This is a genomic window from Ruminococcus sp. RTP21484sp1_RTP21277st1_D2_RTP21277_210401 (assembly GCF_040924225.1).
GTDB lineage: Bacteria > Bacillota > Clostridia > Lachnospirales > Lachnospiraceae > Blautia_A > Blautia_A faecis.
This window is the reverse complement of record NZ_JBCOMJ010000009.1, coordinates 46,988-59,292: the sequence shown is the minus strand read 5'-3', so window position 1 is coordinate 59,292 and position 12,305 is coordinate 46,988. Positions and strand designations below refer to the sequence as shown.

13 protein-coding genes and 1 CRISPR repeat array are annotated in these 12,305 nt (G+C 37.5%); of the genes, 11 read left to right on the top strand and 2 right to left on the bottom strand.

Going from position 1 to position 12,305, the window contains the following annotated elements; all coding sequences use genetic code 11:
- Positions 1–24 precede the first annotated feature (24 nt).
- The gene (locus AB5706_RS08175) at positions 25–576 is read right to left on the bottom strand and encodes a prolyl-tRNA synthetase associated domain-containing protein (protein WP_118577811.1); all 552 of its coding nucleotides are present in this window, start codon (positions 574–576) and stop codon (positions 25–27) included.
- Positions 567–779, bottom strand: a complete 213-nt coding sequence (locus AB5706_RS08170) for a hypothetical protein (RefSeq protein ID WP_173770589.1) — start codon at positions 777–779, stop codon at positions 567–569. The genes AB5706_RS08175 and AB5706_RS08170 overlap by 10 nt, the downstream gene beginning before the upstream one ends.
- Between AB5706_RS08170 and AB5706_RS08165 the strand changes: the two genes are divergently transcribed.
- The 11 genes from AB5706_RS08165 (at position 766) to cas2 (ending at position 12,298) form a co-directional block, all read left to right on the top strand.
- Positions 766–957, top strand: a complete 192-nt coding sequence (locus AB5706_RS08165) for a DUF6783 domain-containing protein (RefSeq protein ID WP_368356801.1) — start codon at positions 766–768, stop codon at positions 955–957. The two genes, AB5706_RS08170 and AB5706_RS08165, sit on opposite strands and share 14 nt — an antisense overlap.
- Complete coding sequence (locus tag AB5706_RS08160; protein WP_173770590.1) at positions 954–1,517, top strand: TetR/AcrR family transcriptional regulator; 564 nt, start codon at positions 954–956, stop codon at positions 1,515–1,517. The genes AB5706_RS08165 and AB5706_RS08160 overlap by 4 nt, the downstream gene beginning before the upstream one ends.
- Before the next feature lie 359 nt (positions 1,518–1,876).
- Positions 1,877–3,844, top strand: a complete 1,968-nt coding sequence (locus tag AB5706_RS08155) for an oleate hydratase (RefSeq protein ID WP_368361448.1) — start codon at positions 1,877–1,879, stop codon at positions 3,842–3,844.
- Positions 3,845–4,174: 330 nt separating this feature from the next.
- Positions 4,175–4,912, top strand: coding sequence for a CRISPR-associated endoribonuclease Cas6 (gene cas6 / locus AB5706_RS08150; protein ID WP_173718027.1), 738 nt, complete (start codon positions 4,175–4,177; stop codon positions 4,910–4,912).
- Positions 4,905–7,241, top strand: coding sequence for a type III-A CRISPR-associated protein Cas10/Csm1 (gene cas10, locus AB5706_RS08145; RefSeq protein ID WP_173718028.1), 2,337 nt, complete (start codon positions 4,905–4,907; stop codon positions 7,239–7,241). The genes cas6 and cas10 overlap by 8 nt, the downstream gene beginning before the upstream one ends.
- A 1-nt stretch (position 7,242) precedes the next feature.
- Positions 7,243–7,644, top strand: coding sequence for a type III-A CRISPR-associated protein Csm2 (gene csm2, locus AB5706_RS08140; protein WP_173718029.1), 402 nt, complete (start codon positions 7,243–7,245; stop codon positions 7,642–7,644).
- A 12-nt stretch (positions 7,645–7,656) separates the two neighbouring features.
- Positions 7,657–8,322 (top strand): type III-A CRISPR-associated RAMP protein Csm3, encoded by a 666-nt coding sequence (gene csm3 / locus AB5706_RS08135; protein ID WP_173718030.1) that lies wholly within the window; start codon positions 7,657–7,659, stop codon positions 8,320–8,322.
- 19 nt (positions 8,323–8,341) lie between these two features.
- Positions 8,342–9,268: a type III-A CRISPR-associated RAMP protein Csm4 gene (gene csm4, locus AB5706_RS08130; protein ID WP_173718031.1), complete on the top strand. Its 927-nt coding sequence runs from the start codon at positions 8,342–8,344 to the stop codon at positions 9,266–9,268.
- Positions 9,265–10,362, top strand: a complete 1,098-nt coding sequence (csm5, locus tag AB5706_RS08125) for a type III-A CRISPR-associated RAMP protein Csm5 (RefSeq protein ID WP_173718032.1) — start codon at positions 9,265–9,267, stop codon at positions 10,360–10,362. The genes csm4 and csm5 overlap by 4 nt, the downstream gene beginning before the upstream one ends.
- A 134-nt stretch (positions 10,363–10,496) precedes the next feature.
- A CRISPR array of direct repeats spans positions 10,497–10,962; the repeat unit is 35 nt; unit sequence ATTGAGAAATATAAGTCCCCGGTAGGGGACGGAAA.
- Between the two features lie 18 nt (positions 10,963–10,980).
- Positions 10,981–11,982 (top strand): CRISPR-associated endonuclease Cas1, encoded by a 1,002-nt coding sequence (gene cas1, locus AB5706_RS08120; RefSeq protein WP_173718033.1) that lies wholly within the window; start codon positions 10,981–10,983, stop codon positions 11,980–11,982.
- Positions 11,960–12,298, top strand: coding sequence for a CRISPR-associated endonuclease Cas2 (cas2, locus tag AB5706_RS08115; RefSeq protein WP_173718034.1), 339 nt, complete (start codon positions 11,960–11,962; stop codon positions 12,296–12,298). The genes cas1 and cas2 overlap by 23 nt, the downstream gene beginning before the upstream one ends.
- The last annotated feature ends 7 nt before the right edge of the window (positions 12,299–12,305 follow it).

Here is a 12,305-nt window from a genome sequence, read left to right as displayed (position 1 = left end):
CATACAAATTAGTTAATTGCAATTTTATTCTTCCTGTCCCAATTTCACAAAAATCGGTTCATGTTTCATAGCCGGAATAATTTTTTCCATCATATCTTTCATATTAATTTTCAGGCTGGAGGTGTTAATACAAGGGTGACAGCCGATGTAAGGTTCCTTCAGGAGGTCTTCATCAATAAGCAGCTGCACATGATTTTCCTTATCGTTCATAAGTCCAAGTATACTGACAGAACCAGGTGTAATATCAAGGAATTTCTCCATATAAGTTTCATTGCCGAAGGAAAGTCTGGCAACGCCAAGCTGGGAAGATACTTCCTTTGTCTTAAACTTCTTGTCGCCTGGCAGGAGCAGCAGATAGAAGTTCGTTTCCTGGCGGTTGCAGAGAAACAGGTTTTTGCAGATTACTGCATCAAGCACTTTATCCACATCTTTACAAGCTTCAATGGTCATCAGAGTTTCATGGTCAATCCTCTGATAAGGCACCTGAAGTGCATCAAGAAAATCATAAGTACGTATCTCTTTTTCAAGTCTGCCCGTGGTATCTGCGGGACGTCCGTTTTCAAGCTTTAATTCCATGGTGTTCTCCTTATGTATTCCCCCACAGGGGTTTTTTTTGTCAAATATCTGGGGAATATTGTAGCATTGAGCGTTTTTTTGTAAAGTGGAGGATGTTCTCCCACAAATTGTGATGCCTGGAAAAGCACTTGATGTGCCCTCCGCGAAAGGGGGCTTTTTCCATGCATTTTTGCGAAAATGGTGTGAAAGATGCTTTTTTTCATAGTGCTCCTGTTGACAAAAATCCAAAAAGGCTTTATAAAATCCTTAGAGTCTGCAGATTGTGACGCACATCTTGCAGAAAGCCTTTTTCAAACACGCTCTAGAAATTGTACAGGCCTCATGTATTGCCTGATGCCATACTGCAAAATAAATATTATCAGGAGGAGCACATCTGAATGAACAATATCACAAAAAATGCACTGGAAGAATCTCTGAAGAAATTTCTCCTTCAGAAGCCTCTGGACAAGATTACTATCAGCGATCTGACCGCAGACTGCGGAATCAGCCGAATGGCTTTTTACTATCATTTTAAAGATATTTATGACCTGGTAGAATGGTCCTGTATTGAGGACGCTTCCCGGGCTTTGCAGGGAAAAAAGACTTACGACACCTGGCAGGAAGGGCTTCAGCAGATTTTTGAGGCTGTTTTGGAAAATAAACCATTTATCTTGAACGTGTATCGCTCTGTGAAACGAGAGCAGGTGGAAAATTATCTGTACAGCTTGACCTATCAGCTGATCGAAGGAGTGGTGGAAGAGCAGAGCGAGAATCTGAGGGTTACAGAGGAACAGAAGAAATTTATTGCGGATTTTTACAAATACAGTTTCGTAGGTGTTATGCTTGATTGGATCAAGAGAGGAATGAAGGAAGCCCCAGAAGAAATCGCGAATATGGTCTGCGTGACCATGCATGGAAATATTGGGAATTCTCTGCGGAATATGGAGAAGGAAGGGCAATAAAGATTAAGTTTATCCGGAAAATAAGGGATAACTATGGCATAGCAGCTTTAATCCTGAAAGGGCGGGACATAAAGTTTTCGAAATCAACTTTACAAAGTAAGGCGGATGATAAGTTTTTTGTCATCCGTCTTGTTTTGTAAATTGAGGAAAATTATTTTTTGACGTAGAATACACTCAGAAACAGGAAATACTAAATAAAAGGCAGCAGAATTTCGAATTAGTCAAATAAAAGCTTTTTATCTGAAGGTTAGGAAACAAAACTGAGAAAGCTTAGAAGCTGATTCGAAAAGTTAAAACAAGAATAAACACAGATAGCCGGAAATAATGTAACGGCAAATTTCAGAAAGGTGGTAATTTTTATGTCAAAGAAAAAACATTCCGTATTAGGTATGGCAGCACTTGCTGCAGCAGGTGCAGGAGCAGCAGTTCTGGCAAACAAGAGCCGCGAAGAGAAACAGATCATAGAAGCACACGTAGACCCGAATTACCGCAATACAGAGCGTGGCAAAAATGAGAAAAACAGCAAGGGCATTTATTATACAAACGGTAACTACGAAGCATTTGCCCGCCCAGAGAAACCGGAAGGCGTAGATGACAAGCATGCATATCTGGTAGGAAGCGGACTTGCGGCTCTGGCAGCAGCTTGCTTCCTTGTAAGAGACGCGCAGATGCCTGGTGACCACATTCACATCCTGGAAGCGATGGACATTGCAGGCGGTGCATGTGATGGTATCTTCGATCCGATGAGAGGATACGTCATGCGAGGCGGCCGTGAGATGGAGAATCACTTCGAATGTCTCTGGGATCTTTTCCACAGCATTCCTTCCCTGGAAAAACCAGGCGCCTCTGTACTGGATGAGTACTACTGGCTGAACAAACATGATCCGAACTATTCTCTTTGCCGTGCTACTGTAAATCAGGGCCAAGACGCTCACACAGATGGCAAATTTAACCTGAGCCAGAAGGGCTGCATGGAAATCATGAAGCTGTTCTTTACAAAGGACGAGGATCTTTATGACAAGACCATTGAGGATGTATTCGATGACGAGGTTCTGAATTCCACATTCTGGTTATACTGGAGAACCATGTTTGCATTCGAAAACTGGCACAGCGCACTGGAGATGAAGCTTTATATCCAGCGTTTCATCCATCATATCGGCGGACTTCCGGATTTCAGTGCTCTGAAATTCACCAAATACAATCAGTATGAGTCCCTGATCCTTCCAATGAAGAAATATCTGGAGGATGCAGGTGTTGACTTCCAGTTCAACACAGAGGTTACCAATGTAATCTTCGATATTCACGATGGTAAAAAAGTGGCAACTGCTATTGAGTGCAAGGTAAAGGGTGTTGAGAAGGGAATCCTTCTTACTGAGAATGACTATGTATTTGTTACCAACGGAAGCTGTACAGAGGGAACCATCTACGGTGACCAGAACCACGCTCCAAACGGAGATGCTGAGGTTCGTACAAGCGGTTGCTGGAGCCTTTGGAAAAATATTGCAAAACAGGATCCGTCCTTCGGACATCCGGAGAAATTCTGTTCTGATATCGCGAAGACTAACTGGGAATCTGCAACTGTTACCACACTGGATGACAAGATCATTCCTTATATTACCGACATCTGCAAGCGAGATCCGAAGAGCGGAAAGGTTGTTACCGGCGGTATTGTAAGCTGTCAGGATTCCAGCTGGCTGTTAAGCTGGACCATCAACCGTCAGGGTCAGTTCAAGGATCAGGACAAAGATAAGGTTTGCGTCTGGGTATACGGTCTCTTCACAGATGTACCTGGCGATTATGTAAAGAAACCGATGAAAGAGTGTACCGGTAAAGAAATCACGGAAGAGTGGCTGTACCATATGGGTGTACCGACTGATCAGATCGAGGATCTGGCTGAAAACAGCGCAGTCTGCGTACCGACCATGATGCCTTACATCACTGCATTCTTTATGCCAAGAGCCAAAGGCGACAGACCGGACGTAATCCCGGATGGCTGTGTGAACTTCGCATTCCTTGGCCAGTTCGCTGAGACTCCAAGAGACACTATATTCACTACAGAATATTCTGTTCGTACCGCAATGGAAGCTGTATACGGACTTATGGGCGTAGACCGTGGCGTTCCGGAAGTATGGGGCAGCGTATACGACGTGCGAGAACTCCTTGACGCCAGCGTAAAACTCATGGATGGCAGATCACCACTTGAAATTGAGCTTCCTGGACCGCTGAATCTGGTGAAAAAACCTTTACTGAAAGCAATCAAGGGAACCTTGGTGGAGAAGGTGCTGAGAGACCATGATGTGATTAAGGATTATATGCTGGAGAAATAAGCGGTTGTAAAAATTTTATATGCTGAAACGAGCGAAGAGTCGGAGTGATCCGGCTCTTTGTTTAATAGTAATGAATGAAAGATAGAAGACTGAAAAATGTTGGAATATTGGAGAGTGAAAAAATCAAAGTAGGCATAACCGTTATTTATGTTTTGAGCAGACATAGGTAACGGTTTTTTGTGTCATGTTTTTGCAAGATAATAGATTAGACACTTTAAATAATATAAAAATATACAAAAAATGCAAAAAAACAATGATTTTATAGTGCGTTTGTATTATAATATTTGCATACTTGACCAAAATGATAATTATTTTAACGGAGAATGAAACATGTATGTAGAATTATGCATGGAGTTTGGAAAAACAGAAATAAATTTTCAGCAATCTTCAAATTTACAAGGTGTCATTATGGAGAATATAAGCACGGAGTATGCGGGAATTCTTCATGGAAATCAGCTTAATCCGTATAGTCAATATGTGTCAAAAGAAGAGAACGGTGTAGTTTGGCATATAAAGACTATTACAGATGAAGCATATAAGAATATTATACTTCCAATGTCCGAGCTGAAAGAGATTACACTAAGAAAACGAGGAATTACAATTGTTCCTGAGAAAAAAACAATACAAATGATGGAAGCGAAAACTCTATTGGATGAGTTTTATGACAAGAAATGCTCTAGGTATTTTGAGGTATATTTTTTAACACCTACAGCATTTAAGCATGATGGAAATTATATTTTTTATCCGGATTTAAGTCTGATATATGGAAGCTTAATGCGTAAATATAGTGCATTTTCACAGCAGATGACAATGGAAGATAAAGACACTTTAGAGGAACTGTGCAGGAGCAGTGAAGTCGTAAATTATCGTTTACAAACAATACCATTTCCATTGGAAAAAATAAACGTGACTGGGTTTGTTGGAAAAATTGGAATTAAAGTGAAAGGTTCAGAGACTATAGCAAGATATATAAGGCTTCTTTTTCATTTCGGGGAATTTTCAGGAGTGGGAATAAAAACTGGAATGGGAATGGGAGCTATAAGATGCGGAGGGAAAAAGGATGAATGATCGAAAAGCGAAGCTGATTATAGGAAGCCTTTTACATGATATTGGAAAAGTAATCTACAGAGAAGGTGGTGACAAAAGAAACCACAGCGTAAGTGGATATGATTACTTAAAAGAAGAAGCTGACATAAAAGAAAAGGAAATTTTGGATTGTGTTAAATATCATCATGCACTGCTATTAAAGAGTGCAAATCTTGAAGATGATAACCTGGCGTATATAACATATATAGCTGATAATATCGCGGCATTTGCAGATAGAAGAGAAAAAGAAAATGTCGATGACAAAGGATTTGAAATCGCGGTTCCACTTCAAAGCATTTTTAATATTTTAAATGGAAATAAACAAGAATATTATTATCAACCGGGAGACATGGATCCGGAAAGTGGAATCAATTATCCGTCAGAAGAGAAGAAAAACTTTTCACAGACATTTTATATAAAAATCCGTCAGAGAATAACGGATAATCTTCGAGGAATAGACTGGAATGATGAATATGTGAATTCCCTGTTGGCTGTAATGGAGGCAAATTTGTCATATGTACCGTCATCTACAGCAAAGGCGGAGCTGGCAGATATTTCATTATTTGATCATGTAAAATTTACAGCAGCAGTAGCCAGTTGCATTTATGATTATTTAAATGCTGGAAAAAAGAATTGTAAGGATGAACTTTTCACGAAAGAGAAAGAATTTTATGACAGACAGGCTTTTTTACTTTGCTCTTTAGATATTTCAGGTATTCAGAATTTTATTTATACAATTACTTCCCAAAATGCATTACGTACATTAAGAGCACGTTCTTTTTATTTAGAAATAATGATGGAGCACATTATTGATACGCTTCTTGAAAAATTAGAATTATCCAGAGCGAATTTATTGTATTCTGGTGGCGGACATTGTTATCTTTTATTGGCAAATACGGAAGATACGCTACATAAATTGGAAGATTGGAAAAAAGAGTTAAAGTTATGGTTCCTAAAGCATTTTCAAAATGAACTGTTCGTTGCATGTGGATATGTCAAATGTAGTGCTAATTCTCTGAGGAATATTCCTGAGGGAAGTTATTCTGAAATGTTTCGCGGGGTGGGAGAAAAACTGTCAGCGGAAAAAATGCATCGATATGAAGCGGACGAAATTATTTGGTTAAATAGCCAAAAGGCTGATGATTATACGAAAGAATGTAAAGTATGTAAGCATGTTGGGAAAGTAAGCGAAGATGGACTATGTCCATTATGCAGTAAAATACAGAAATTATCCAATAATGTATTGTATAGTGATTTCTTTTCTGTCGTATTAGAAGGAGAAGCGGATGGTCTTCCGCTTCCAGGGGGATATTTACTTCTTGCAGATGATGAAAAAACGTTATCAAAACGTATGGAAAAAGATTCATATTTCGTAAGGGTATATGCAAAAAATCAGATGTATACTGGAAAACATATTGCCACAAAGCTTTGGGTAGGAGATTACACTACTGGGGATACATTTGAAAAATTTGCGCAAAAGGCAGAAGGAATTAAACGTATTGGTGTTTTGAGAGCTGATGTGGATAATTTAGGACAGACTTTTGTTGCTGGATTTGCTGGAAAATATGCGACATTGTCAAGAACAGCAGCACTTTCAAGGCAGTTATCAATTTTCTTTAAATATTATATTCGTTCAATTTTAAAAAATGGAGAGTATCATATTGATGGAGAAAAGAAGTTGACAGAAAGAAATGCAACTATTGTATATTCAGGTGGAGATGACGTATTTATTGTAGGTGCGTGGAATGAGGTAATCGAGCTATCAATTGATTTACAGGAAAAATTTAAAAAATACACGCAAGGAACCTTGTCAATATCGTCTGGAATTGGAATTTATGAATGTACATATCCGATAGGTGCCATTGCGAATGAAACTGGGGAAATGGAAGCGGAGTCAAAAAGAATGCCTGAAAAAGATTCTGTGACGTTTATGGATGATGGTGAGACGCATTTGATTAATGAACTTGAAATATGCGATGGTACTTATCGGTGGGAAGAATTATATAAGAGTGTTCTTGGAGAAAAATATGATGTAATTCAAGATTTTCTTGGAGAATCAGATGAAAGAGGAATGTCATTCTTATACCGCATGCTGGAACTGATCCGAAATCAGAAGGAGAAAATTAACTTTGCAAGATTTGTCTATCTTCTGTCTCGCTTGGAGCCAGATAAAGAAGGTGAAAAGAAAGAAAAATATCGCAAGTTTTCCAGAAAAATGTATCAATGGGTGCAATCTGAAAAAGACTGTAGAGAATTGAAAACAGCAATAAATCTATATGCTTATATGCACAGAGAGAAGGGGGCTCATTAATATGCGAATAAATGAGAAAAATTATGTCGATAAGGCTGAAAAAGTAATTTCGGATCTGGCAGAAGAATCAAAGGTGAAGAACAGAGGGCGTGTAAATATTGTAACGACCTCTAAACTTCGAAATCTTCTGGCAATGACAGCTGATATATATAATCAGGTATTACTTTATCCGTCGGAGAGGCTTGATGATGAACTGCTAGGAAGAATAGAATATTTAAGAGTTCGGGTTATGTATGAATGTGGGCGTGATAATGAGCACAAGGTAGAAAAGTTTATAAAAAAGGCTGAAATAATTGAATGTTTGAAAGAAATTGGTGCAAGTAAAAAGAACTATTTGCTTTTTAGTCGATATATGGAAGCTCTTATTGCATTTCATAAGTACTATGGTGGAAAAGAACAGTAAAGGGGGAGCATTATGTACGCAAAAATTAGAATTAATGGGGATATTTTAGTGAAAACCGGTATGCATATTGGAGGAAGCAGTGCTTTTGCGGCAATTGGAGCAGTTGATTCTCCAATAGTAAGGGATGTAAGATCAAATCTTCCATTGCTTCCTGGAAGTTCTTTAAAAGGCAAAATGAGGAGTTTACTTGCTAAGGAATTTAATGAAAGTCTTCAGGATCCAGATAATGATCATGAAAGAATTGTACGTTTATTTGGTTCAGCTAAGAAGGGAAACGTAAAGCGAAGCAGGCTGTTATTTTCAGATATGGTATTGGCGAATGAAGGAGAATTAAGACGAGCAGGTCTGCAGAGTATGACCGAGGTGAAATTTGAGAATTCGATTTCCAGACTTACTGCAGTAGCAAACCCAAGACAAATAGAGAGAGCTGTTCGAGGTTCTATTTTTGAGTTAGATTTAATATACGAAGTGGAAGATGAAAAAGAAATGATAGAAGATGTGGAAACGCTGGCAGAGGGTATGCGCTTGCTTCAATACGATTATATTGGAGGAAGTGGTTCACGGGGATATGGGAAAATTGCATTTGAGAATATAATTGCGGAAACTGTTGTAGGTGAGGTAAGTGAAGAATTATTGGCGCAGTGTAATAAGATATTATCACAAGCAATTCAGGAGTGAATTCTGAAAGGAGAAAACATTGAATTACACAAGTTATCGTTTGGAATTCTTTAATGGAGTACGATTTGGACATGGGAATCTCGACAGTACAGATATATCATTTCATGCAGATACTCTTTTTTCGGCTCTTTATCAGGAAGCATTAAAATTAAATAAGGAAAATTTATTTTTGGAATTTGTAGAAAATGATAGGTTATTATTTTCAGATGGATTTCCCTATATTGGAAAGGAATATTTTATTCCAAAACCAATGTTAAAAATTGAACGAAAAAGTTCAGCTTCGCGTGGAGATTCGAGAGAAAAAAAGTTGATTAAAAATATGAAATATATTCCAGTAGAGCTTTTGGAAGAATACATAAATGGAGATTTTCCGTTAGATCAAATGGATTTACTCCATAATCTAGGAAAATCAGGAATGAGAGTATCTGTTGGAATCAGTGGCAATGAGGATCCAGAGCCATATAGAGTAAATGCTTTTTATTTCAATGATGGAAACGGGCTATATATTATAGTTGGTTTTCAGGATGAAAAAGTGAAAAATTTGTTTGAAGAATTATTAGAAAGTTTATCGTATACTGGAGTTGGAGGAAAGAAGAGCACAGGATTAGGGCGCTTTGAATATCAGGAAAGTGAAATTTCTACAAATTTAGAAAAAAAATTACAAAAAGCTGGAAAAATAAATATATTGCTTTCTACTGCGATGGCAGCAGATATGGAGCTGGAGAAGATTCTTGATTGTGCCTATTATAGTCTGTTAAAGCGAGGGGGCTTTATAGATTCGGAAAAATATGCAGAACAACAGATGAGAAAACAGGAAAGATATGTTTTTATACCGGGATCTTGTTTTCAGCAAGTATTTAAAGGAACTGTGATAACAGAAAAGAATCGTGGAACACACCCTATATTCAGATATGAGAAAGCACTTTTTCTGGGGGTAGACATATGAAAAGAGTATTAAAAACATATCAGTTAGAATTAGAGGTATGCGGACCTGTTTATGTCGGAAGTGGCATGGAAATTCAGAAAAAGGAATATCTTTTTTTGAATAGAAATACAGTTGGTATTATAGATATTGATAAGTTGTATATGTTAGCCAAGAAAAAGCACTTGGAAATTGAGTTTGAAAAATTTATGGTTGTAGATGGAAGAGAAGATTTGAAGCATTGGGTTGAAAGAAATCGAATTTCTCTGGATGAAATCAAGTGCTGTATGAAGTATAAAATAAATGTAGGAGATATTCAGATGGAAAAAGGGCGCATGCAAATTATGAATTTCATGCGAGATCCTTATGGAAATCCATATATTCCTGGCAGTTCAATAAAGGGAATGCTTCGTACAATTTTACTTGCAGCAGATATTATGAAAAATCCACTGTACTATAAACAAGATGTCCAGAAGATAAAAATGGAATTGGATGGACCGATTAGAAATAGAAATATTTTACAAAAAAATATAGGGGGAATTGAAGAAAAAGCATTTCATAAATTAAATAGAACAGAAAAAAGCAAAGATGCAGTGAATGATATTATGTCAGGAATTATAATCAGTGACAGTAAACCACTGAGCAATGAAGATATGATACTTTGTCAGAAATGGGAATATCATATCGATGGTAGCAGCAAAACACTAAATCTGCTTCGTGAATGTGTCAAGCCAGGAACTGTGATAAAGACGAGTATGAAAGTTGACGAATCAATCAATCAGATTACAAGTGAGAAAATTATGGAAGCAGTAAAAAAATTTTATCAATTTTACTATAGTGTATTTCAGAGCAAATATCCTATTGCAGATCAGATGTTTGATGAAACGGTATTTCTTGGTGGCGGAAGTGGATTTGTCTCAAAAACTGTGATATATTCTCTGTTAGGAGAAAGAGAAGGAGTTCAAGCTGTGCAGGATATTTTTGATAAAACTTACGTGCCAAAGGAACATAAGCATTACAAAGATTGCAGACTGGGAGTTTCTCCTCATGTCCTAAAATGTACGAAATATTGTGGGAAAACTTATATGATGGGGCAATGTAAATTCAAAATATATTAGTTTTCCCGCGCACCGCATAAAATAGGCATTTGGAGAGTTTCTTATAATGAAAAATAAACTTATATTTCTGAAAAATCATTTCCCACGCAAATTGCGTAATACAGTCAGTGTTTACAAGGAATTGCGGAGATGGTATTGAGAAATATAAGTCCCCGGTAGGGGACGGAAATGATGGAAAATCAGTGATTTCGGATTTTACATGAACAATTGAGAAATATAAGTCCCCGGTAGGGGACGGAAACGGATTCAAACCCGCGTGCGAAGTTAAAACCGGAACAATTGAGAAATATAAGTCCCCGGTAGGGGACGGAAACCCGTATGCCATTTTCAAAGTACAGAATGCCGAATGCCATTGAGAAATATAAGTCCCCGGTAGGGGACGGAAATCTAGTCTTTGCTGTGTACGGAGTTTCAAAAGGAATTGAGAAATATAAGTCCCCGGTAGGGGACGGAAACACTTCTTGTAATTCTCCAACGAAATCTTTTTTACTATTGAGAAATATAAGTCCCCGGTAGGGGACGAAAACCATTCGTCTACAATTCTCTGATTGTCTTTTGGCGTGTTATTGAGAAATATAAGCCCCCAATAGGGGACGAGAAAAACAAAGGGGGAACACAATGGGATTACTTTATGTTAATGAAAATGGAGCTCAGATTGGTTATGAAGCAAATAAATGTGTAGTAAATTATAAAGATGGTTTGAAAAAATTGATTCCTATTGAATCTCTAGAGGGTATCACTATTATGGGGCAATCACAGATGACGGCAAAATGTACCGAAGAATGTCTGAAAAGAGGAATTCCGGTCGTCTATTTTTCAAAAGGTGGGGTATACTTTGGTCGTGTAATGTCTACAAGCCATATAAACGCTGGAAGACAAAGAATGCAAAGTGCACTATATGACACAGAATTCGCGGTAGAACTTGGAAAAAGAATTTTAAGCGCAAAGATTAAAAATCAGAGTGTTGTATTGAGAAGATATGAAAAAAGTCGAAATATACGTCTTGAGGAAGAACAAAAAATGTTAAGTATATGCAGAGGAAAAATAGAAAATTCCAGACGTATTGAAGAAATTATCGGCTATGAAGGGCAAGCTGCGAAGTTCTATTTTAGAGGTCTTTCAAAGTGCATTGAGAGAGAATTTCAGTTTAACGGAAGAAGTAGACGCCCACCAAAAGATGAATTTAATTCAATGATCAGTTTAGGGTACTCTATTTTGATGAATGAATTATACTGTAAAATAGAAATGAAGGGGTTAAATCCATACTTCGGATTTATACATAGAGATGCTGAAAAGCATCCCACATTGGCAAGTGATATGATGGAAGAGTGGCGCGCTGTTATTGTGGACGCAACGGTTATGAGCATGATAAATGGGCATGAAATTTCAAAAGAAGATTTTGTTTTCAACTTGGAGCAACCAGGTTGCTATTTAACAAAGACTGGATTAAAATTATATTTGAATAAACTGGAACGTAAATTTCAGACAGAAATTCGATATTTAAAATATGTAGATTATCCTGTAAGCTTTCGTCGTGGAATTTTATTGCAAATGGAGCAGTTAACCAAAGCAATTGAGAAGGGAGATGCTTCTTTGTATGAACCAATTGTTATTCGATGATGAGGAATATTATTTTCAGATAACAGATGAACTGGAAAGTGACCGTCAATTTATCTTGATAATTTATGATATTGTTGACAATAAGCGTCGAACCAAGTTTGCCAAATTATTAGAAGGATATGGAAAACGGGTTCAAAAATCAGCATTTGAGGCAATGCTTTCAGAAAAAAATTATTACAAGCTGATTGATCAGATTCCAGCATACATTGACCGAAATGGAGAGGATAGTGTGCGGGTTTACAAAATTACAGGAAAGGGAAAAGTCAAGTCCTGGGGAATAGAGCCTGTTTCTGAGGAAGAGATAATTTTAGTATAGAGGAAAA